The sequence below is a fragment of the Sphingobacterium faecale genome (genome assembly GCF_016746095.1).
Lineage (GTDB): Bacteria > Bacteroidota > Bacteroidia > Sphingobacteriales > Sphingobacteriaceae > Sphingobacterium > Sphingobacterium faecale.
In genome coordinates this window covers 397,677-420,583 of the sequence record NZ_JAERTY010000008.1, presented here as the reverse complement: position 1 = coordinate 420,583, position 22,907 = coordinate 397,677, and the positions used below count along the sequence as shown (strand labels likewise).

Sequence of the window (22,907 nt, the reverse complement as noted above, 5' to 3'; positions counted from 1 at the left end):
ACAGTTTAAAAGACCCTCAACTTATAACTAGGCTGCTGAAAATTTACACCAAAGTGGTGTGTTTTGCAGCGGAATCACTGGTGTACTTTGGAGCGGAATGGTGGTGTAATATAGTGCGGAATATGCAAATACACAAGGTTACTGGAAGTGGATTCAAAAATATCTGATGGTTGTTATGGAGCTACACCCATGCAAAATGCAGCGACTAAAAAAGATCCCAAATAATTAAAACTTCTGCTAGAGTACAAAAAAAGAAATATTATGTACAGCAAGCTTATCACAGAAAATAATCAAGTAAGAGAGATCCCTCTAAACTTGATATTAATAATACGGGGTAGGGCTTTCCTACCCCAGTAAAAATTTATAGTTAAAAGTGCTAGGAGCTTTCAAGAATTCCTAAAAATTTATTTACACATTTTTATTTATCAGCAACAGCGATGTTATTTTTCATTTTGAACATTTGCTTTAATGTATACCTCACTCTAACCAATCTGGTTTAGGTCTGTTCTTTAAGTAATATTCAAACCAACTTTTAATCTTATCAGATGCATCTTCTTTATTATTTTTATTCATTAATACATGTCCTTCATTGGGATACAAAATTAAATTCACTATTTTATTTAGTCGCTTTAATGCAAGAAACATAGTGATGGACTGTGTCCAGTTAACCACATAATCATTCTTCCCTGTTAACAATAACAGGGGAGTATTAATTTTTTCGGAATGAAACAAAGGTGAATTATCTATATACTTATTTTTGGAATCGAAAAAACTCTTACCAATTCTAAACTGCTGTGTTTCATAACGAAAAATATCGGGAATTTTATATTCTAGACTAAATGTAAAATACGCACTAATTATATCTGCAACTCCGGAACTCGAAACTGCAGCTTTAAATCGATTGGTTTGAGTAATAATATAATTAGTCTCATACCCTCCAAAAGAATGACCTATTAACCCTATATTATTAGTATCTATTGGTAATATCTTAATTAATTTGTCCAAAACATCAATTACGCAATCTGTAGCTGATCTCCCCGGGGAACCTATTTCGTAATATATATCAGGCCTAATTACAAAGAAACCTTCATTGGAATAAACTCGAGAATTGATTCCATTACCATTTGTTAGAATAGTTGTTACATAATCATGCTGTGTACTTTTCTTCTGTTCATATATATCAAAAATAGCTGGATACTTTATTGTCGTATCGTAATTAATTGGATAGGTTACCACTGCACCTCGTTTTTTGTTTTGATCATTTAACCAATTATGATAAACAACTTTTATACTTTTAGCCAATGTATCTGCAAGATTACTCTGAAAAATCAGTGTTTCTTTTTGAGAATCAAAATCAAAAATATACAAGGCTGGTGGTTGATCTGCGCTTTCTCGAATATAGCTTATTTTTTTACTTCCTCTTGCAATTTGCTTTATCTTTGAGTTAACGTCAAGTATATCAACTATTTCTTCTTTATCGTTTAAAAGAGATATTCCTTCATTGGTATGATTTTCAGATTTCCAAGTGAGAACAACATTATCATAATCCAATTGTTTAACAGAAATATTCCAATCCCATTGTGTTCTATTTATTGAGTAATTTGCTTGCGAAATTGAATAACTTTTATTTGAATTATTTTTCACTTGTTTCATTTTTTTTGAAACTAAATCAAATAGCCAAAGTTGCTTGGCTCCGTTAAACAATAAGTACTTCTCCTTATATGATAATAAATATTGATTAATTGGATAATCAATCATTTCATAAAATTCATTATTCATATAAAAGAAATTATCCTCTATATTTTTAGTGAAATTTAAAAATCTTTTTGTTTTTTTATCATAAAAATTCCAATTATTATCTTTAAAGTAAAATAACAAATCTGATTTCACAGTAGATTTTATATTTTGATCTGCCGCATTAAATGTACCTACATATTTTTTCTTGAAGTGTTTCCTATCATATTCAAATATTTCAATTTCTGGATTTATACGTGAAAAATTATAGTTAGAACTTTTTTCATAAGAATAAATATCGTCTTCTTGCCCACTAATAACAAACTTTAATAACCTTTCTGATTCTGAATAATCATAAATCTTTTTTTCCTTGATATTAATAACCGCTAATTGCATGTTAGAAGATTTTAATTTATTTTCATGAGGTGTAATACCGTTTGAACTACCAAGCCATATTTCAGGTTCTCCAGAATTGACTTCAAAAAAACCAGTATTTTTCAAACTAACAGCAATACGTTCATCTTTCATCACAAGAACAGTATTGAACATAGTGTCAACTTGCATTTTTTTATCTTTTAAATCTATTGAACTACTGAATACAAATTGGTTAGACTCTTTAGAATATTTATGAATTTTGAAGTTTTCATTTTCGACGAAGAAACCAAAAATATTTGTCCCTCCTTTATCCCAATGAAGCTTCTTTATTTTTGATTTTGATTCAAATTTATCAAACTTAGTACTTACATTATTAAACGTACTGTAATAAAACACGGTTTGTTCGTTATTTACAAAAGCAACATTTGAACTAACAAGACTGGTAATGTAATCACATATGTCATTAAAAGTATCTGTAAAACCAGTTTTTAAATTAATAATTCGTAAAATTTTCGTTTCTCTATTGTATACCACCACAGTGTTTGTGTTTTGAATCCAATCAAAATCATCGACTCCAATTAAGGAGTCGATGACTTGATTAATGAAATCTACAGTTATTAAAGTTCTATTTGCTTGATCAATTCCGATAAAGAAATCATCATTAAGAATATGATTTTGGTTTATATTTCCATAGTTGTAAACTTTATGATTTTTAAGGTCATTTAAATATAGAGTATTTCCTTTCTTACCACTGACATAATAGGATAATACAGTCCCAGATTTATTTATTTTACTATTCGTTAAATACTCTTGCTCAAAATTTTGAGAACATATATAATTAGAGAAAAATAAACTTAAAAAAGTTGTAAAAACCCTTAAAAACATCATGTTAATAGCCATCATTCTGAGGTTTTAAATTTGAATTCAAATTTAACTCGCCCTCTGGAATTGGCCAATATTGAAAATATGATTTCCAATTAGGTTTGGTAGTTTGAAGTGCACTTAATTTGTTACGTCTTTTTAAGTCATAAAATCGATGACCAAATTCACAAAAGAACTCAGTTCTTCTTTCATTTAAAATAGAATTAATGGCATCATTACTATTTGTAACATTTAAACTTTGCAAGCCAGATTTGTTACGAATAGCATTTAAGTAGCTGTTTGTACTATCAAAATCATTTAATTCTGCCGAAGCTTCTGCGCTTATTAAATACATTTCTTCAATACGAATAATAATAGAATACTCTTGAGATGGAGATGAAGTCCCTTTCATTTTATATTTATAAGCATGTGCCGACTTTGTGTCCTCATCAACTATTTTAACCCACTTATCCCTTCTAAGATCATTATTTTCAAAACTTTGTAACAATCCCTTAGTTAACTGCACATTAGGAGCTGGTTTTTCTGAAAAAATATAAAAATAACCTTCAAAGGTATTATTACCTGCCAATAAAGGTTTTAGTTGCCAAATAGCACTTTTACTCCCTTTGAGAAACACATTCTCTATTGGTTCTAATTGATAGAATTGATTGCTGATAATCTTATCAGCATATTCCTTTGCTTTAACCCAATTTTCTTGGTATAAAAACATACGCGCTAAAAAGGCCTGAGTAACTGTCTTGTTAATATAGATTCTTTCTGACCCTAAAACGCTACTTTTCAACAATTTTTCAGCCTGAATTAAATCATCCGTTGCTATTTTCATTACTTCATGTACTTGCATTTTAACAACTCGATTGTTCACATTATAATCAGTCGTAAATATATAAGGTACATTGCCAAACGTTTGAGTTAAATAAAAATGTAATACACCTCTAATAACTTTACATTCACCTATTATTTGATTTTTAAAATCGTCGGAAAAAACAATTGAATTCTCAACTCCATCTATAATTAAATTACAATTAAAAATTTGTTTGTATACATCACTCCATATTTTCTTGACCAAATTTGTTGTGCTCGAAACGGTACCTTCATAAAAAAGCTTGTAGTCAACATTTTGGGAAGTTGTCACCTCCAATTCATCTGTATAACATCCCATGAGATAACCAGCTCCGGTATTATTTCCAGAAAGAAATCCACTATTATATATAGATACATACACATTATTCAGTGCAGATCTGACCATCGTCTCATTATTGAAGACAACAGGATTGGCAATTTGATTTTTAGGTTGATCAATTTCTACAAAAACCTCGCAACTGAACAACATGAGAGTAAACCATACCATTAAAACATAGTTGATTATTTTTTTCATAATTTTTAAAATTTAAAATTAAATCCAAATGAAAAAGTTTTTAATCCAGGAAGTAATACGCCCTTCGCTTCTGGGTCAGAACCAATAAAGTTAGAGATTGTAAAAAGGTTATTTCCCTGAAAATAAATAGAAAGTGTATTGTTTTGGTTAAAGATGTTTGGTAATACATATGCTAACTGAATCGTTTTAAAACGAAAAAAACTTGCATCTTCTATAACAGCATTACTTTCTTTAAAATTATTAGCAGCTTGTACCGCTAAATTATTAACCCCTGTTGAAGGCTTTTGATATTTTGCATCGGGATTATCAAGTGAAAAATAATTCAAAGCCCATCTCTGTCTATTACTCATATCACCTGAAGATGGGAAGTAATAATCGTAATTATAATTACTTTGTTTTACAAATTGCAATAAAAAATCAATACTAAATTTTTTGTAATTAAAATGATTATTTAATCCACCAAAATATTTGATTCCAATATTAGCCACGGTGTTTTTATCTTCAGCATTTATTCTGCCATCCTGATTAGTATCTTCAAATTCGTACAACCCTGACAATTTATTTACTCCCAGGTAGTTATAAACCTTCTTTATTGTTATAGGCATACCAACAACATAGGAATTTGCATAGGAAGATTCCTCTAAATTGGGGAAAGAAATGAGTTTATTTCTAGGTATTGAAAAATTCAACTCTGAAGTCCAACTAAATTTATTATTACTAAAATTCACTGATTTTAAAGTGGATTCGTATCCGGTATTTTGAACTGTAGCATTTAAATTCGCTTGGACAGAATTAAACCCAGTTACTGCTGACAGAGGGATCCCCACCAACTGATTGGAAGAACGATTTCTGTAGTAGGAAATAGTGCTCGATAAACTCCCGTTAAAAAACTCTAATTCCATTGCAACTTCCATTTTTTTATTGCTTTCCCAACTAAAATCAGCGTTATACAGCTTGAAAGGATCAAGAATTACTTTTCCATCATATCTTTGAGAGGATACTATAAAAGTATTTAAATATTGATAGTCTCCAATTAAATCACTCCCAGCAATCCCATAACTTGCACGAATTTTTCCAAAACTAAGCCATGAACTTGCTTCAAATAGCTTTTCACGACTGAATAACCAGGCAGCACCAACTGCACCAAAATTCGCAAAACGGTTGTTTGGTCCGAAACGACTTGAACCATCTCTTCGTCCCGTTAAATTAATCAAATATTTATCACTAACAGTATAATTCAAACGCCCATATACCGCCGTATATTTGTAAACTATCTCACTGTCATTCTTAATCTGAGTATTTTTCCCATTTGCCATATTAAATATGAAATCATTAGATAAAAAGTCGCTGGCTGTTAAGCTAAATATATCTTGGTTTCTACTCTCAAATGTCGCTCCTATTAAAGCTGACCACTTTCCAACCTTTTTTTGTTTTAACCATTCAATTTTTGGCTCTATAATCCAATTATTTCGTTTTAAAGTTGTTGTACTGTTAGAAGAAAATTCACTAGTTAAACCATAAGATGGATTGTATATCGTATGTGGTAATGTTTTGTTTTCAATATTCTGCTGCTGTATTGCACCTGCACTTAAACGAATTTTAAAATCGGAATGCAGTTTATAACTTAAATCCACTTGACTAGTAAAATCGGACACTTTAGAAAAATACTGAGAATTAAGAGATGCTAAGGGATTATCAAACGTATTTTTTTCCCAGTTTAAGTCTCCATCTTCAGTATATAATGTGGGAGAATTAGGAGCTAAGAATATTTTACCAAAAGAATCGGTAGCCATTTGATGATTATTTTGGCCTGATTTCATAACACTCATTTGAACTTCAAAGCGTTTATTTTTTGATTCATGTCTTAGATTAAATGAAAAACTACTGCGTTTATAACCAAATTTCTCTACAAAAGTAGTCTGTTCGTACCGATGGCTTGCATTTAAAAGGAAAGATGTTCGTCCCGATCCGCCTCCTATGGAAAACTGTGCATTTTGTGAGACTGGCTTTCTTCCAAAGAATTCTTGTTGCCAGTTGGTATACCTATTTTGATCCCAAGTGCCATTTACATCATAAGCATTGGAAGGATACGTCGTAATTCCATCATTTGCAAAAGCATCCATTCGCATTTTTAAATATTCTTCAGTATTCATTAGATCTAATGATTTGGAAAGTGTACTTACAGAGGTCGTTGATTGCATAGAAAAGGTAGTTTTGTCAGAAGTTCCACTTTTCGTGGTAATCAAAACTACACCATTACTCCCACGTGACCCATAAATTGCCGTAGCATCAGCATCTTTCAATACTTCGATACTTTCAATATCATTAGGGTTAATACTGTTGAGTGGGCTGACATTTCCCATGCTGAAAAGTAAACCAGACAATGCTTGATCAGATGTAGACTTTGAACTATAAGGTACTCCATTAATTATATAGAGAGGATCATTCCCCTCGGTGCGTAAACTATTACGCCCCCTTATCTGTATATCGAAGCCACCGCCGGGGGTGCCGCTATTTTGAGTGATATGCACCCCTGCCATACGCCCCTGCATTGCGGCCAGTGGATTAGCAACTGGTTGTTGACTTATTTCTTTCGAAGTGATTTTTGAAATACTTCCCGTCCGTTCCCGATCCTTCACCGTATAATATCCTGCATTGATCATGACCTCATCCAAATCACTCTTAGTTAAATGTAGTACGATCGTCCCTATTTCTGCTCGAACTGGTATTTCTCTACTCGTATAACCCACAAAAGAAATAACCAAAACCGCATCATCCGCTACGTCATGCAGGCGAAACTCCCCCTGATGATTTGTTGTAGTAGCAAGTTTGGTTCCTTTCACCCTGATAGAAGCGCCGACCAAAGGCCTCCCCAATGAGTCTACTACTTTTCCTTGAATAGCTAGGCTTGGGTCGATCTTTTCGTTTACTTGCTGATGAGCAGTACCTTGTTTTTTAAGCTTGAGTACAATGCTTTTTTCTTTGACTTCATAACTATAAGGGAGTTCGTCAAAAATAGCCAGCAATGCCTGTTGTATACTTGCTTTATTCAAATCGGTCGTGATCTTAGCTCCTTTTGCGTGCTTCAGATCGGCTGCATTGAAAATAAAGGCGTAGCCACTCTGCTTCCGAACTTCATGCATCACTTTTTCAAGGGAGGCGTTTTTGAAGGATAGGCTAATTTCTTGTGATAGGCCTTTGCCTAAAGTCGAAAAACTAAAGGCGACTAGAAGTATTATCGTAAGCTTCATCGCTAATAATCGTGTTCGTATTTCTGTACGCTGGGTATCGTCTTGAAGAAAACGACACCTACACGTCCAGAAATGAATGGTAAAATTCATATCTTTGTTATGTTAAGTGGTTATAAAATTTTTTACTAAACGGTAATGTGAATGATAGACCCCTTGACATCGACCGAAGGTGTTTCCCCCACTTTCGGTTTTGTTTTTCAAGAGTCTACCACTGTGGTTTAACTATGGTTCGATAAGCAGTCTCCTTTCTGTAGTATGGCTTTTTTTATGAGCGACGACTCTAAATTTAAGGTTACTGGTTTCTTCCAACATGATCAATACTTGTGACAAAGGTACATTGCGCGGTATCTCGGCATAAAATTCGATATCGGGTATCGTTGCGAGGTCTAACTCTAGATCATACCATCGACTGACCTGGCGCATGATGCTTTTCAGGTCTGTATTATGAAAAATAAATACATTTTCTTTCCAAGACGCATAGTCTTCGCTGTTGACGATTTGTGTACTTAGCTTTCCATTACGGAGTGTGGCTTGTTGACCAGGGCTGAGTAACGTTGGCTTTGACAGTTGTTGGCTACCTTCTTCGCTGCTGTATACTTGTACCGCTCCTTCTAGCAGTGTGGTCTTGGTTTCGCTTTCATCAGGATAGGCTTGGATATTAAAGTGGGTACCGAGTACTTCGACTTCTTGTCCGCTACTGCTTACTTTAAAGGGCTTTTGTCTGTTTGAAGCAACTTCAAAATAGGCTTCGCCTTCGAGTTCGACTCTTCGTTCGCTTCCCGTGAAACGCTCGGGATAACTTAGCTTGGAGGCCGCATTGAGCCATACCTTGCTCCCATCGGGTAGGGTGACTTGGTATTGTGCCCCTCGAGGGGTGCTTAGCGTAAGGGAGCGTGGGGTTTGTTCTATTTCGGTCGAAATGCTTTGCTGGCTAATGGCGGTACCATCGTTGTAGGTAATGTTATCTACTCCGATAACAATTTCGTTTTGATCTTCACGTAAAGCGATGACTGTTCCATCGGCAAGGGTGAGCGTGGCGCTGTGACCAATGGCACGGATCTCGCTTGCTACGGCAAGTCTCTTTTCTTGGGTTTCGGGTACACGACTGCTGTAGGTGTAGATGCCGATACTCAGGGCGATAAGTACCGCAGCTGCTGCACCTGATAGCGCCCATCGTATGCGCCTCGTCTTGCTGCGCCATGGCTCAGCTTGCATTCGCTCTTGTACAAAGGCTTGCATGTTTTGGTCGGCCTTGGACAGGACTTGCTGAATGCTTCCTTGTGTAGCTGTGTCAAATGCCTCTTCATTTGTCAGGTGCTGGGCGATGAGTTCTTTTAAAAAGCCGCTTTGCTTTTCTTCTCCGAAATAGTCCAAGATTTGGTCGATTTCTTCGGGTTGGCATTGCCCCTGCAAATACTGCAGAAATAGGTTTTGTAACTGTTCTTTGCTTTTCATCTAATTACGCTAAAGCGAGGATATTTTTATCCCGGTTTAATAGAGATACGCATGAGATGAAGAAACTACCACAGGGAAAATGAAATTATTTTTAATTTTTCAGAACGTAAGTCCTATATTGTTATTAGACCTATCCTCAAGGTGAGGTGACGCATAGGAATTGGAACTGCTAAAAGAAATCGAAATAATCGTTGGAGGAGAGGGCAAGGAGTATAAACCAGATTTTGGGTTCGAGGTTTTCGGACAGAAATTTATTAGCGCGGGTAATGTGGTTATTGATGGCGGAGAGGCTAATATTTAACTCTTCGGCTATTTCTTTATAGCTCTTGCCTTCGATCTTGTGCATCACAAAAACTTGGCGTTGCCTTTCGGGTAGTTTAGCGATAGCGTCTTCCACAATCTTCACACGCTCTTTTTGGAACAAATCCTCTTCGACATGGCTGTAGGCTTCAGTATAGCCAATCTTGAGCAGGGTACGAGGGCTAGACTCTAGGCTAGCACGCCGAAATATAGAGTGCGCCAAATTGGTCGCAATACGATAGAGGAACGCTGGAAAAGATTGCTCGATATCGATCGTTGCTCGTACGTCCCAGACTTTAGCAAACAGATCTTGTAAGGCATCCTGTGCTAAGACTTCAGACTTGAGTAATTGCAAAAACTTCCCCGCCAATCGACTTTTATACCGATGGTAGAGCTCTTCAAATGCATGTATATCGCCAGATTTCAATTGAAGCAAAAGTTCATGCTCTTCTACAGCTTTATTGGATTGAGGCGTTTTTCTAGATCGTTTCAATTTAGAGTTTACCGTTATAATCAGTTATCTTTCTGAAACAAACTTAGCATTTATTTTAATAATTTTAAATTTGTTAATTCGGTACAGTGAACAATCAAGAACTTCACTTGGAAAATCGACTATTTCGCAATTATCGTTTCAATTCCCAAGGAGTCAAAAAGCTCCTGAAAAGCGGGAGGAATCTCATTGCTGATAATAATATCGATATGCGAAAAATCCACTATTTTCCCAAAACTCTTTCTACCAAACTTACTCGAGTCAGTCAATACAATAACCTGTTGTGCTACGGTTATCATCTTTTGATTCAGCATTGCTTCTTGAGCATTGGTCGTAGATATACCATAATCCAGATCAATACCATCCACACCTAAGAACAGTTTAGAGCAGAAGAAATGATCTAAAATATTGTTAGCATACTGCCCGGTCACAGATGAAGATGTACGTCTTACAGATCCGCCCAACTGTATAACTTCTACGTTCTGATGTTTAAGTAGCTCTAATGTCACATTTAGTGCGGAGGTGACTACTGTCAAATTACCCTGCGGCGTAATCTCCCTTGCCAAAAATTGTGTCGTAGTTCCAGATCCAATAATAATAGAATCATTAGCTAACACCAAACGGGAAGCTGCCTTAGCGATACGTATTTTCTCATCCTCATAAAGCTTTTCCTTTTCAATAACCGGTCTATCAGTCTGATAAGGGTTCTGTCGTGTAGCCCCACCATGAGTACGGTAAACCAACCCTGTATCCTCTAAAAACTGTAAATCTTTACGGATTGTTACAGAGGAAACACTTAATTCTTCACATAAATCCAAAACAGAAACATGTCCATTCTGGTTTACCTGTTTGATAATATATTGATGCCGTTCGACATTATTCATACAAATGAAATTAGTTTTAATATTACAATATCTACCTTATCATAGATGGGATTCAAATGAAACAGACCGCACTCCCCCCTTATTAATAGGCATTTTTATAAACCTAAGATAATTAAGTTATTCCGAAACTAAAGCATTTATCTAAAAGACTTCATAAACTTTCGTTTATTTACGTTTTTTATTATTTTTACAAAACAAAGCACAAATAAACACAGTAAATCAAAATGAAATTTACAAGAAACGAAGCTTTAGAAAGCATTAAAAACACCGAAATTTGGGACATTGCGATTATAGGGGGAGGCGCTACAGGTTTAGGGATAGCACTCGACGCTGCTTCAAGGGGATACCGTACACTTCTTATTGAAAAGTATGACTTTGCAAAAGGAACATCAAGCAAAAGCACTAAACTAGTACATGGTGGCGTGCGTTATCTAGCAAATGGTGATGTAAAACTAGTACTATCCGCTTTAAAAGAAAGAGGATTACTTTTTAAAAATGCACCACACGTTTCTTTTGTCCAGAGCTTTGTAATTCCATCGTATTCTGTTTTTAATAAATTGAAATTTTTGATCGGATTGAAACTATATGACTGGATGGCCGGTAAACTTAGGATAGGAAAATCCACCTTACTAAGCAAAGAAGATGTAATCCAGAAATTACCAAAGGTAAAAACAAAAGGCCTCGTGGGAGGGGTACAATACTACGATGGTCAATTTGACGATTCAAGGCTCGCAATCAACCTAGGACAAACAGCAGCTTCCTATGGCGCTGCCCTATTGAATTACGCCGAAGTAAACAATATCACGAAAGATGCGTCTGGCAAAACTAATGGCTTAAGCTTAGTAGATACATTCTCTGGCGAAAAATTTACCATTCAAGCTAAGGCAGTAATCAACGCTACTGGAGTTTTTGTAGATGACATCCTCAAGCTCGACACACCTACACACAAAGACATCGTACGTCCTAGTCAAGGTGCACATATTGTCATAGACAAAAAATTCTTAGGCAATGATGATGCCCTTATGATACCAGAAACCAGCGACGGGCGTGTACTATTCGGTGTACCATGGCATGATAAAGTATTATTAGGCACCACAGATACGCCACTGGACGCTCATCAAATCGAACCGAGGCCGTTGAATGAAGAAATCGAATTTATATTGAATACAGCAAATGAATATCTAGAGAATGCACCCACAGAAAAAGACGTTCTAAGTGTATTTGCAGGCCTCAGACCCTTGGCTGCTCCTACCGATGGCGACTCAGAAAGCACGAAAGAGATATCAAGGGATCACAAACTCATCAAGAGTAATTCCCAATTAATAACAATCACTGGAGGAAAATGGACCACCTATCGGAAAATGGCGGAAGAAACCGTAGATTTAGCTATCAAAACAGCAAATCTATTACCATCGGCTTGCAAAACACAAAATTTACCAATCCATGGTTATTCATTGAATAAAAAACCAGGACATTGGCAAGTATACGGCTCTGATATCGAGCCGCTCATGAAACTAGCAGCAGAGTCCCCTACCTTAGGAGAAAAACTACATCCTAAGTATGAATTTTTGGAAGCCGAGGTAATTTGGGCCTGCCGTTACGAGATGATTGCCCGCGTAGAAGACTTTTTAGCACGACGCATACGTTTCCTATTATTGGACGCTAAAGCCTCTCTTGAAGCAGCTCCAAAGGTCGCGACACTCATGGCTCAAGAGCTCAACAAAGATGAAGCATGGATAGCCAAAGAAATAGAGGATTACACAGCCCTTGTTAAAAATTACACTTTATAACTATAAAAAACTAATAATAAACCAGATATATGATGAAGAAGGAATACATACTCGCTTTAGATCAAGGCACAACCAGTTCCAGAGCTATCCTTTTCAGCCAGAAAGGAGAAATCATTGAGATTGCTCAAAAAGAATTTACTCAGATATACCCCAAATCAGGTTGGGTAGAACATGATGCACAAGAGATATGGTCTACCCAACTTGCGGTGATGACCGAGGTAATAGCGAAGAAAAAATTAAAACTAGAAACGATCAAAGCAATTGGTATCACCAATCAAAGGGAGACCACGATCGTGTGGAACAAAAAAACTGGCAAGCCTATCTACAATGCTATAGTATGGCAAGATAGAAGAACAGCAGATTACTGCAAAACAATTGCCGAAAAAGGATTCGAACGTACTATCCAGGAAAAAACCGGACTTCTGATCGATGCCTACTTTTCGGCTTCAAAGATAAACTGGATACTCAACAATGTAAAAGGTGCCAAACAAATGGCCCAAAAAGGTGAACTTGCTTTTGGAACCGTAGACTCTTGGCTTGTTTATAATCTGACCAATGGCGAAAAACACATTACCGATGTTTCAAATGCCTCACGCACATTACTTTTAAATATACACACCCTACAATGGGACAAAGAACTCTTAGATATCTTCGAGATACCGGAATCAATGCTTCCCATGGTATGTAGCAGCTCCGAAATATACGGACACACAACACAAGATATCGCAAAAGTTCAGATTCCAATCGCTGGTATTGCAGGAGATCAACAGGCCGCACTTTTTGGTCAGCTGTGTACTCAAAAAGGAATGGTCAAAAACACATACGGAACAGGTTGTTTTCTATTAATGAATATAGGTAAGAAGCCTGTTATCTCCAACAACAAGCTCGTCACTACAGTAGCTTGGAAAATTGGAAAAGAAGTTAACTACGCCTTAGAAGGCAGTATTTTTATCGGTGGAGCTGTAGTACAATGGCTAAGAGACGAACTGGGTATTATCCGCAAATCCAACGAAGTTGAAAAGCTGGCCAACAGTGTTCCAGACACCAATGGTGTCTACCTCATACCCGCATTTTCCGGACTAGGTGCCCCTCATTGGAATGCAGAAGCCCGAGGCACCATGGTAGGCCTCTCCCGCGGATCTAATGCAGCGCACATTGCCAGAGCATCTTTGGAAAGCATAGCCTATCAAACTTATGACATCTTAAAAGCCATGGAAGCGGACTCTTCATCACGAATAAAAGAACTGAGGGTAGACGGCGGAGCTACTCAAAACAGTTTCTTGATGCAATTCCAAGCCGATATTCTAAAGACAAATGTTATCCGGCCAGCCATCACCGAAACTACAGCCATGGGAGCGGCATTCCTTGCTGGTTTAGCTGTTGGGTTCTGGAAAGATACCAAAGAGCTCCAAGCCTTATGGCAACAAGATAAAGTATTTGTCCCTGCAAAATCAAAAAAATACACGACACAACTTACAGAATGGAAACGTGCCACGGAAACAGCTAAATTCTGGGCCAACTACAAGAGTCAATAAGTCATTAATCAATCACCAATAAACCTTACACAATGACACCTTTTATAGCAGAACTAATAGGAACAGCCGCAATGATACTTCTAGGAGGTGGTGTCGTTGCAAATGTCGTCCTGAATCAAACAAAAGGAAATAATTCCGGTTGGATTGTCATCACAACAGCTTGGGCATTTGCAGTATTTGTAGGAGTTACCATCGCTGGTCCCTATAGTGGTGCGCACCTCAATCCTGCAGTTACATTGGCCAACTACATTTTACACAGTATTGATCTACAGACGACGTTATCATATATCTCAGCTCAATTTATAGGGGCTATGATAGGAGCTACACTCGTATGGATCACCTACAAAGACCACTTTAATCAAACGGACAACCCTGGAGCAAAACAAGCCGTATTCTGTACTGCACCAGCCATTAAAAACATACCCATAAATTTATTCAGCGAAGCATTGGGAACCTTTGTGTTGATATTCACCATATTACACTTCAAAGATGCCAGCCTAGCGGATCACACCCCAATAGGCTTAGGTTCAATAGGTGCAATTCCAGTGACTTTCTTGGTTTGGGTCATAGGATTATCCCTAGGTGGAACAACAGGATATGCAATCAATCCCGCGCGGGATCTAGGTCCCCGTATTATTCATGCTCTATTACCTATCAAAAACAAAGCGAATTTCGATCTGTCTTATGCATGGGTACCAGTGGTCGGTCCACTTATAGGCGCGACAATAGCCACACTGCTAGTAGTATTATTAAAATAACATTCTGTTAATATAAAAAGATCAAATTAGCAACTGATTACTATCAAAGGCGTACACACACTTTTTATTTTTTTATTTTTACAGATTATAAGATTATTAAATATGTCAAGTAACAAAAGAAACATTATAGCAACAGCCTTATTTTTAGCGCTATTAACATCTTCCTGCAATACAAAAAAAATAGTCCGTATGCAAAATCCAGAATTCCCTACTTTCTCCTACGAAGGACACCGCGGCGCAAGAGGGCTATATCCTGAAAACTCCATAGGAGCGATGAAACTTGCCATAGACCTTCCGAAAGTTACAACCCTAGAAATGGACTGTCATATTACAAAAGACAAAAAAGTAGTCGTATATCATGACGATTACCTCAACCCTAAGTTTGTAACATATAAAAATGGTCAAGAATTGCGTGGCAAAGACATTAAAGGGATTATATACAGTTATACATGGGACGAATTAAAAGGATTTGATTTAGGCTTAAAAGGCAATAAAGACTTTCCTGATCAGAAAAAAGTAGCTACTCCAATTGCCTTATTAAAGGATCTTATCAAAGAATCAGAAGCCTATACTAAAGAAAAAAAACGACCCTCAATGTTCTATAACATTGAAACAAAGAGTAGAGACGGCAAAGACCACGAATGGCACCCTGCCCCTCAAGAATTTTCGGATTTAATTTTAGAAGTAGTAATCGAGCAAGGAATCGCCCCAAGGACAGTCATACAATCGTTCGATAAAAGAACCATTCAGTATATCAACAAAACCTATCCACAGATTAAGACTTCTTATCTGATAGGAGAAAAAAACAGCAAAAGTATCAAAGAACTTGTTGCAGAGCTAGGTTTTACCCCCTTTATTATCAGTCCGCATTATAGCATTGTCAACGCTTCGTTTATAAAAGAAGCTCATGATCTAGGCATTAAAATAATACCATGGACGGTCAATGACAAAAAAAGAATTACCGAATTAGAAACCTTAAAAGTAGACGGCATCATTAGCGACTACCCAAACCTATTTTAATAAACACTAACTATGTACAGTATATTTAAGCCAGCCTCGCACAAAGCGAGGCTGCCAGAAGAACGTATTGACCCAGAATACAAAAAACTCAGGCTCCAAGTATTTATAGGAATATTTATAGGGTATGCTGCTTACTACTTCGTTCGCAAAAACTTCTCTTTCGCTGTAAAGGATCTACAAGACTCACTTGGTTACAGCAAGGCCGAACTTGGGTTTGCCATGTCCGCCATTTCTATAGCTTATGGATTAAGCAAGTTTTTCATGGGAAATGTTTCTGACCGAAGCAACGCCCGTTATTTCCTAGCGGCAGGACTGATTCTCTCCTCCCTGACTATGATCTTTATGGGATTTTCTTCCTTTGCGACCTCTTCCATCACCGTTATGTTCGTCTTACTATTCATCAATGGGTGGGTACAAGGGATGGGATGGCCAGCCTGTGGACGCGTTGTAGTACATTGGTATTCGATCAAAGAGCGTGGAACAGCCATGTCCATATGGAATCTAGCACACAACGTTGGAGGCTTTTTAGTAGGTCCGTTAGCGATTTTAGGAGTAGAATTATTCGTAGACTGGCAAGCTCGTCTATACTTTCCCGGGCTAGCAGCCATGCTCGTTGCCATTCTATCGATATTTCTCGTCAGAGATACCCCCCAGTCCTGCGGATTGCCCCCTATTGAAGAGTACAAAAATGACTATCCCAAAACATATGAAGCCTCACAGGAAAAAGAATTCAGTTCCAAAGAGATTTTCTTCAAATATGTACTAAACAACAAATTGCTTTGGTATATCGCGACTGCAAATGCTTTCGTCTATTTGGTAAGAAATGGCATCATTAACTGGGCTCCTACCTTCCTTCAGGAGGCAAAACATTTCACCGCATCCGAGGCCACTTGGTCTGCCTCGATCTACGAATTGGCCGCCATACCCGGCACCATTCTCTGTGGGGTCATGAGTGATAAAATTTTCAAAGGCAGGAGGGCTCCAGTAACCATCATCTATATGATACTGACCTTTCTAGCTGTCGCTATCTATTGGCTTACACCCGGAGAAAACCAACTCGTCGTAAACCTTTCCCTATGGGCCATTGGCTTCCTCATATATGGTCCTGTCATGCTCATCGGTGTACAAGCTTTGGATCTTGTTCCTAAAAAAGCCGCAGGAACTGCTGCAGGCCTCACCGGACTATTTGGCTATTTCATAGGTGATCTGCTAGCAAATGCCGCACTGGGGGCTGTTGTGGACAAGAGCGGTTGGGATGCTTCCTTTGAAATCATACTCTTAGCTTCAGTTTTCGCTATACTATTTACAGCATTCACCTGGAATAAGGAAAAGGAATTCCTACGTCTCAAATAAAGCCAGACCGACAAGGTCAGCTTAACTTTGGCGCGATATCTGTTTGCATTATATAATCTCCGAACAATATATATTTCCCTATGTTCGGAGATTATATATAGTACTACAAAACAAAGCGATCCAACAGTTAGTGGATCATGAACTAATTGTATACAGATGAAAAAGAAAATATTTAGCGTTCTCAATAGGATCAACAAAGTTATCCTACCTCGTTACAGCCACAAAGACCCCTCAAAACTAAGTAAGCTAGAACAGGCTGTTATAGCTTACCGATATTACATTCTAATAGGAGCCTTAGACTAAGACCTTTTCGATACACTAGCATTTGCTATCAAACCACCATCATCGCTTTTGATATGCATATCGGTCTGTGGATACGGTATGGAAATTCCTTTATCATCCAATGCAACCTTAATTTTCTCTCTCAATCCATTACTTGTCGGCCAAAATGTTTCCCGCTTTACCCATCCACGTATCGTTAAATTGACCGAACTATCAGCCAATTCACCCACAAACACATCCGGAGCAGGAGTCTTCAATACCTCTACTTCATTATTCAGAACAGTTAAGATAGTATCCTTAGCGATTTTAATATTATCTTCGTAGCCTATTCCAATAACAAACTCAAACCTTCTAGACAGAATTTTTGTATAGTTCTTAATTACAGAGTTAGCCAACGTACCATTAGGGCTAAAAACCTTAATACCACTATCATCAGACAGCGTCGTGTACAAAATATCTATCCGGTCTACCGTGCCACTTGATCCATTAGCACTTGAAATATAATCTCCTACTTCAAAAGGTCTAAAAACAAGAATTAATACTCCACCCGCGAAATTCGACAGGCTCCCTTGGAGCGCCATCCCTACTGCTAAACCGAAAGCCGATAATACCGCGATAAAAGATGTCGTTTGTATCCCCATCGTATTAGCGACCGTCAGGATCAACATCGCATACAGCACAAATTTCAACAAGCTCGAAACAAAGCTTCGGATAGAACGATCAACATTACGCTTTTCAAAGCGGCGATTCAAAAACTGCAAAAAGAATTTAATAGCATATACCCCCACGACAAAAATAAGCAAAGCAGCAACAATAGTAGGCAGTTTTAAAACGATCAGATCGATCAGTTTTTCAATTCTAGTTTCGACATTTTCCATAAACAAATATTTATATATTCCGATTTATCCTTTATACAAATCTATAAAATATCCACATTAGAATAGGAATACTACTGCATATTTTGAATATCTTTAACCTTATGATATATCTGGACAACAATGCAACCAGTCGGTTAGATCAAGAGGTGCTAGACAGCATGCTCCCCCACCTCAAAGAGGACTATGCCAATGCTTCCAGCTTACAGCACAAAATGGGACGTCATGCCAACCAAGCCATTGAAGAAGCACGTAAATCCGTTGCTAGTATACTGAGAGTCCAACCAAAAGAAATTTTCTTCACCTCGGGAGCTACAGAAAGTATAAACATGGTTCTTCGAGGTGTATTCGAACGCTATCAATCCAAAGGCAACCACATCATCACCTGCCAGACAGAGCATAAAGCTACCCTATCGACCTGCGCATACCTCGAAAAAAAAGGTGCACGGATAAGCTATCTGCCCGTTGACAAAAACGGTGCTATAGATTTAAACGAACTGAAGGAGCACATCACAGCCCAGACCATCCTAGTGAGCTTAATGTCCGTTAACAACGAAACAGGTGTCATTCACCCTATAAAAGAGATCGCACAGATATGCAGAGAAGAAGATGTTGCCTTCTTTTGCGACAGTACACAGTCCATTGGCAAGCAAGATTTCGACTTAACAACTCTTCACCTGGATTTTTGTTGCCTCAGTGCACATAAATTCCACGGACCTAAGGGGGTCGGAGCACTATTTATACGACGAAAGACCAAACCCCTACAGGTCGCCCCCCTCATTACTGGAGGTAATCAGGAACAATCACTTAGAGGAGGTACATACAATGTCCCAGCGATTGTTGGAATGGGGATAGCTATCCAACGAATAAAAGAAATAAACACTTCAAAAATAACCCAATTACGTGATTATTTCGAAAAGCGCATCTTAAGCGAAATCGAAGAGTGTACCGTCACCGCCCAAAAGGCAAACAGAATCTGCAATACCAGCAATATTACATTTAAATATGCCCGTGGCAGCGAAATCATGACAAAGATTCCTAATATAGCTATATCCTCCGGATCTGCCTGCGTATCCGGCAGTAGAAACCCATCACATGTACTTAAAGCGATGGGGCTTAGCGATGAAGACGCCTTTTGTAGTTTACGTGTCAGCCTATCAAAACACACCACCTTACAGGAAATAGATCATACCGTAGAAGCATTAAAAACAGCTGTAAACGACATAAGAAGTTACTCCCCCATATGGCAAATGTACAAAGATGGTCTTTTGGGATAATATGACAGTTCCTTAACGCGCCGTACTTGCGTTTAGCAAATATTTTACGAAATTTGTAAGAGATTAATTAATAATACTATGGTAACGATTACAGACAAAGCTAAAGCGCGCATCCTTAAAATTATCGAGGACGAACAGTATGATGAAAGCTATTTTGTTCGAGTAGCGGTCACTAGTGGAGGATGTTCCGGTCTTTCGTATCATCTTAACTTTGACAACGAAGAGAAAAAAGGAGATCAATTCTGCGAAGACAAAGGAATAAAAATCTGTCTGGATATAAAATCATACCTCTACTTAGCAGGTACAGAACTAGATTATTCAGATGGTCTAACAGGCAAAGGTTTTGAATTTCACAATCCAAATGCATCACGGACCTGTGCCTGTGGCGAAAGCTTCTCCGTATAGCTTATCCAAGCACCTTAGTAGGTAAAACAAAACTATTGTTTTACCTATATATCCCCAACTTATTGACCGTTTCACACAACTCCTTTTTATAGACACAACCCGCTCTATTATTTATGATTGCTGCAACCCACATTTTGATTTAAAAATATTACAACAAAAACCCTGTAACAATTATCATTTTGATTACATTTGCAAAGCAATGTTGCTATATTAATATCTAAATTGATGATACAAGCTTCTATGAAGCAAAAAAAGTGTAATAATTTATGGGACGCAACCTATTAAAAAGAGAACAAGCGATAACCTTTGTTAAGGAAACTTTTTCGACTCATTTGAGGCAGGCTTTAAATCTAATACCAATATCATCTCCCCTGATAGTTCTGGACGGAACAGGCATAAATGACGATCTAAATGGCATAGAACGTCCCGTCTCCTTCCCCATCAAATCATTGAATGAAGAACGCGCTGTCGTCGTGCATTCCCTTGCCAAATGGAAAAGGGTACGCCTGAAGGAACTTGAACTTGAGCCCGAAGAGGGAATTATCACGGATATGCGCGCATTACGCCCCGACGAAGACTATTCGCCAATACATTCGATATATGTAGACCAATGGGATTGGGAGAAGACGATCCATAGTGAAAATCGTAATCTCAACTATTTAAAGGAAACCGTAAAAAAGATATATGCAGCCTTAGTAGAGACAGAAAAAGCCGTGGAACATCAATATCCCGAAAGAAGGGCAATACTTCCAGAACAGATATTTTTCATATCATCCGAAGAATTATTAAGCAAATACCCTGGGCACAGTCCTAAAGAGAGAGAGAATGCTATCGCGAAAGAATACGGAGCTGTATTCATCTATGGCATTGGAGGAGAACTTTCCAATGGTTTTTCCCATGATGGGCGGGCGGCAGATTATGACGACTGGAGCACAGAAAACGATGCGGGGTACAAAGGACTAAATGGAGATATACTCGTTTGGAATCCACTCCTCAATAGTGCGTTTGAGCTATCTTCTATGGGAATAAGGGTTAATAAAGAAGCCTTAGTAAAACAGTTGGAAATACGCAACTGCACTGAGCGCAGTAAACTATCCTTTCACCAGATGCTACTGAGTGACCTTCTACCAGAATCCATCGGAGGTGGGATCGGACAATCTCGCGTATGTATGTTTATGCTAAAGCTTGCCCATATCGGTGAAGTGCAAGTTAGCATTTGGGATCCTGAGCGTAAAGAAAAGTTAGCCGGAGAAAATATATTTCTACTCTAATACAAAAGGTCGGATTTTGAATCCGACCTTTTGTATTATTTCAACAGATTCACCTCATAAAGATCCTTCCTTCTATCTTTTAAAATCTTAACTGTACCATATTCATGTAGATCACGCAACGCGTATAAGTCTACATCCGCAATCAGCACCATCTCCGTATTAGGTGTTGCCTCCGCTTTAACAGCATTATTAGGAAAAGCGAAATCCGATGGTGTAAACACAGCAGACTGAGAGTACTGTATATCCATATTGTTTACCCGAGGCAAATTGCCCACAGATCCGGCTATCGCTACATAACATTCATTCTCTATTGCTCGGGCCTGTGCACAATGCCTAACACGCATATAGCCATTCTGTGTATCAGTCATAAACGGAACAAAAAGAATTTGCATTCCCTGATCCGCTAGTATTCTGCCCAATTCGGGAAACTCTACGTCATAACAGATCAGCAGACCTATCTTACCACAATCCGTATCAAACACCTTCACTTCATTCCCCCCAACCATACCATAGTGCTTAAACTCATTCGGCGTAATGTGTACTTTACGGAACGAATCGATCTGCCCACTACGGTGACAAAGATAAGACACATTGTACAACTTATTCCGCTCATACAAAGGCATTGATCCCGCGATAATATTCACGTTATAAGACACCGCAAACTGCCGTATCTTATTGATGATTTCCTTTGTCTGTCCAGCCAACTTCTCCATCGCCTCCCGCTCTGGCAGATCATTATAATACCGCATCAATGGTGTATTGAAAAACTCGGGAAACAATGCAAAGTCAGCGCCATAATCACTAACAGCATCAACGAAAAATTCCACCTGATCATAGAAATCCTCCAAGCCTGTAAACAAACGCATCTGCCATTGGATCAGCCCCAAACGTATGGTCTGCTTAGAAGCAGAGTGCGAGCGTGCATCCGGTTCATAGTAGATATTATTCCATTCCAACAACGTCGCAAACTCCATAGACTCACTGTCCTCCGGCAGATAATTCTTAAGAATCTTCTTTACATGAAAATCATTAGACAGCTGAAAGGTTAGTGTAGGATCAAATATTTCCTTACGCTTCACCCTTTCGATATAGACCCGAGGACTCATCTCATCAGCATAATTAAAGTAGTTGGGGATACGTCCCCCTGCCACAATACTTTTTAGATTCAGTTCCTCACACAATTCCTTTCTAGAGTCATACAAACGTCGGCCCAGACGTAACGATCGATAATCAGGATGTACAAACACCTCAATACCATATAACGTATCACCTTCATAATCATGTTTGGAAAACTTACCGTCGTCAATAATCTCATAATAACTATCATAGATATTACTCTTTTTCGAATTAAGTATAATCGATAGCGCACAGGCTACCACGCGACCGTTCACTTCAACAGCGAGTTGCCCTTCAGGAAAAACATCTATCAGATCCACGATATTCTCTCGGGTCCACACCTCACCTACACCTTGATATGCTTCCGACATGGACTTTTTAAGATCTTTATAATCTTCCTTCGAAAGCAACCTTACTTTAATATCCATCATATATTCTACAGTATATATTTAAGCTAAACAGTTTTCAATTACCCATTC

The 22,907-nt window shown here is 37.9% G+C and carries 16 protein-coding genes; 8 read left to right on the top strand and 8 right to left on the bottom strand.

Features of this window, described 5'->3' with window-relative positions:
* Positions 1-477: 477 nt before the first annotated feature.
* From JKG61_RS15775 to JKG61_RS15750, 6 genes are all read right to left on the bottom strand, one after another.
* Complete coding sequence (locus tag JKG61_RS15775; RefSeq protein WP_202103902.1) at positions 478-3,012, bottom strand: alpha/beta hydrolase family protein; 2,535 nt, start codon at positions 3,010-3,012, stop codon at positions 478-480.
* The gene (locus tag JKG61_RS15770) at positions 2,999-4,366 is read right to left on the bottom strand and encodes a RagB/SusD family nutrient uptake outer membrane protein (protein WP_202103901.1); all 1,368 of its coding nucleotides are present in this window, start codon (positions 4,364-4,366) and stop codon (positions 2,999-3,001) included. The genes JKG61_RS15775 and JKG61_RS15770 overlap by 14 nt, the downstream gene beginning before the upstream one ends.
* A gap of 5 nt (positions 4,367-4,371) precedes the next feature.
* Entirely contained in the window at positions 4,372-7,617 is a 3,246-nt protein-coding gene (locus JKG61_RS15765; protein WP_202103900.1) for a SusC/RagA family TonB-linked outer membrane protein, read from the bottom strand.
* A 222-nt stretch (positions 7,618-7,839) separates the two neighbouring features.
* Positions 7,840-9,072: a FecR family protein gene (locus tag JKG61_RS15760; RefSeq protein WP_202103899.1), complete on the bottom strand. Its 1,233-nt coding sequence runs from the start codon at positions 9,070-9,072 to the stop codon at positions 7,840-7,842.
* Between the two features lie 169 nt (positions 9,073-9,241).
* Positions 9,242-9,865, bottom strand: coding sequence for an RNA polymerase sigma factor (locus tag JKG61_RS15755; RefSeq protein WP_202103898.1), 624 nt, complete (start codon positions 9,863-9,865; stop codon positions 9,242-9,244).
* 119 nt (positions 9,866-9,984) lie between these two features.
* The gene (locus JKG61_RS15750) at positions 9,985-10,746 is read right to left on the bottom strand and encodes a DeoR/GlpR family DNA-binding transcription regulator (RefSeq protein WP_202103897.1); all 762 of its coding nucleotides are present in this window, start codon (positions 10,744-10,746) and stop codon (positions 9,985-9,987) included.
* 224 nt (positions 10,747-10,970) lie between these two features.
* Here JKG61_RS15750 and JKG61_RS15745 point away from each other — a divergent pair, with 224 nt between their 5' ends.
* The 5 genes from JKG61_RS15745 to glpT all read left to right on the top strand — a co-directional run bounded on the left by JKG61_RS15745 (position 10,971) and on the right by glpT (position 17,202).
* Positions 10,971-12,536, top strand: coding sequence for a glycerol-3-phosphate dehydrogenase/oxidase (locus JKG61_RS15745; protein WP_202103896.1), 1,566 nt, complete (start codon positions 10,971-10,973; stop codon positions 12,534-12,536).
* Between the two features lie 29 nt (positions 12,537-12,565).
* Positions 12,566-14,071, top strand: a complete 1,506-nt coding sequence (gene glpK / locus JKG61_RS15740; protein ID WP_202103895.1) for a glycerol kinase GlpK — start codon at positions 12,566-12,568, stop codon at positions 14,069-14,071.
* 32 nt (positions 14,072-14,103) lie between these two features.
* Complete coding sequence (locus tag JKG61_RS15735; protein ID WP_202103894.1) at positions 14,104-14,829, top strand: MIP/aquaporin family protein; 726 nt, start codon at positions 14,104-14,106, stop codon at positions 14,827-14,829.
* Between the two features lie 189 nt (positions 14,830-15,018).
* The gene (locus tag JKG61_RS15730; RefSeq protein ID WP_237249502.1) at positions 15,019-15,849 is read left to right on the top strand and encodes a glycerophosphodiester phosphodiesterase family protein; all 831 of its coding nucleotides are present in this window, start codon (positions 15,019-15,021) and stop codon (positions 15,847-15,849) included.
* Positions 15,850-15,861: 12 nt separating this feature from the next.
* Positions 15,862-17,202 (top strand): glycerol-3-phosphate transporter, encoded by a 1,341-nt coding sequence (gene glpT / locus JKG61_RS15725; protein WP_202103892.1) that lies wholly within the window; start codon positions 15,862-15,864, stop codon positions 17,200-17,202.
* Between the two features lie 299 nt (positions 17,203-17,501).
* On the opposite strand, the gene JKG61_RS15720 is transcribed toward glpT, so the two are convergent.
* Positions 17,502-18,362 (bottom strand): mechanosensitive ion channel family protein, encoded by an 861-nt coding sequence (locus JKG61_RS15720; RefSeq protein ID WP_202103891.1) that lies wholly within the window; start codon positions 18,360-18,362, stop codon positions 17,502-17,504.
* Positions 18,363-18,463: 101 nt separating this feature from the next.
* Here JKG61_RS15720 and JKG61_RS15715 point away from each other — a divergent pair, with 101 nt between their 5' ends.
* From JKG61_RS15715 to asnA, 3 genes are all read left to right on the top strand, one after another.
* On the top strand, positions 18,464-19,636 hold the full coding sequence (locus JKG61_RS15715) for a cysteine desulfurase family protein (RefSeq protein WP_202103890.1): 1,173 nt from the start codon (positions 18,464-18,466) through the stop codon (positions 19,634-19,636).
* A 78-nt stretch (positions 19,637-19,714) separates the two neighbouring features.
* Positions 19,715-20,041: a HesB/IscA family protein gene (locus tag JKG61_RS15710; RefSeq protein WP_202103889.1), complete on the top strand. Its 327-nt coding sequence runs from the start codon at positions 19,715-19,717 to the stop codon at positions 20,039-20,041.
* 266 nt (positions 20,042-20,307) lie between these two features.
* Positions 20,308-21,312, top strand: a complete 1,005-nt coding sequence (asnA, locus tag JKG61_RS15705; protein WP_202103888.1) for an aspartate--ammonia ligase — start codon at positions 20,308-20,310, stop codon at positions 21,310-21,312.
* 35 nt (positions 21,313-21,347) lie between these two features.
* On the opposite strand, the gene JKG61_RS15700 is transcribed toward asnA, so the two are convergent.
* Complete coding sequence (locus tag JKG61_RS15700; protein WP_202103917.1) at positions 21,348-22,856, bottom strand: bifunctional GNAT family N-acetyltransferase/carbon-nitrogen hydrolase family protein; 1,509 nt, start codon at positions 22,854-22,856, stop codon at positions 21,348-21,350.
* Positions 22,857-22,907 lie beyond the last annotated feature (51 nt).